At 46.4% G+C, this 1507-nt stretch carries 1 protein-coding gene; it reads right to left on the minus strand.

What is annotated here, in order from left to right; translation table 11 throughout:
• Nucleotides 1-124: 124 nt before the first annotated feature.
• Nucleotides 125-1507 (minus strand): BamA/TamA family outer membrane protein (locus EOO50_RS17610; protein WP_290841596.1); only part of this gene is annotated, 1383 nt, incomplete at its 5' end.

Raw genomic sequence — 1507 nt, forward strand, 5'->3', positions numbered from 1 at the left:
TTCGTGGCAAAAAAAAAAGCATCAGAAATATTCTTTAAACGGAGAAAAACCAAAAGGAGCGAAGAGTCTTTGTGGCGTCGTGTCTTCGTGTCTTCGTGTTAAAAAAAGCGCGAAGCGCGCGAACTCAAAAATTCGCCTTCAAACTTATATGCACAATCGAATTCGACAACTTAATCGGCTGGTCGCCCGTGCTTCCGTTCGCATAAACGAGATTGAGCAACCCGGTTTTCGTCTGAAGCCCGAAGCCGAAGCCGAGACCCAGAATGCTGTCGCGCAAATCTGACGTCTCGTCAATGAAATATCCATAATCGATTATCGAATGAACATACAGGTTCGGCGCGAGAATGTAACGGTATTCGGTCAAGATCGAACTCACGAAATTCGCCTGCAAACTATTTTCGTTGAAGCCGCGGATCGAATTGATGCCGCCAAACCGGTAAAGTTCGTTGATGATATATTCCTGGCTGCTCAAATAATAATTGAGACTTTTGATGTTCACGACGTTCTTGTCGTTCAAATAGAAATTGTGCCGCAAATTAGCCTCGACGAAAATCTGGCTGTTGTCCTGAAGATTCGAATTCCGCGATCCGACGCCGGCTTTGAGATATAACCGCGTCTTTTCAGGGAACAGGAAATCATCGACCTTGAAATCGACGAAATCGAGGTTCAGCGTAGCGAATTTATTCTTGTAGTCGTTGATCGAAAAGTTGTTCTGGTTCTGGATGTCGCTCGATTCGGTCGCCTGATAACCCAAATACAAACGCGTGTTGTAATTGAAATAATAGCCGATGTCGAGCGCGGTCTTCGTATTCTGAAACGTCGAATCCTGTTTGAAGATATTGAGTGCGGCCTTCAATCCGAAGCGAGATTTGAAGATGTACGGCAATTCAAGCCCGACGTTGAACGTGCGCTGTTCCTTTCCGTCGGATTTCCAGTACAACGAAAATTCCTCGCCCGTGTTCGCGAAATTGACGAGCAGCAAATCGAGATAGCCGCTGAACACGATCTTAGAATTCTCGTCGTCGTTCGCGAAACCTATGAGTCCGTCGAAGCGCGATGGTTTCGCTTTTTCGACGTAGACGTAGACTTTCGTGGTGTCGGTCGTGAAAAGGATTTCGGGATATTTCGTCTGGTTGATGAACCGGAATTTGTTGATGTCGTTGTGCAGATCCTGTAGCGTTTGCTGGTTGAACGTCTTGTTTTTGTATAGTCGGCGGATATTTTTTTTGTGGCCTTCAGGGAATTTGTCGTAACCGTTGAGCACGATGTCGTTGAGCACGCGCGGCTTTCCGGTATCTATGTTCAGGTCGGCGACAAGCGAGTTTCCGTTTTTGCGAATGTTGACGAGCTGCATCTTGGCGAGCGAATATCCTTTCTTCTCGAGCGATTGCAAGGCGTTGTTGAGATAGGTTTCGGTCTCGGAAACGGCGATGGAAATCGTGTCCTTTTCGTCGGGAAAAACCAGCGCTTTCAAATCGGGATCCTTACCTATATATATATGTATGTT

The sequence above is a fragment of the Flavobacterium sp. genome (assembly GCF_004211145.1).
Taxonomy (GTDB): Bacteria; Bacteroidota; Bacteroidia; order Flavobacteriales; family Flavobacteriaceae; genus Flavobacterium.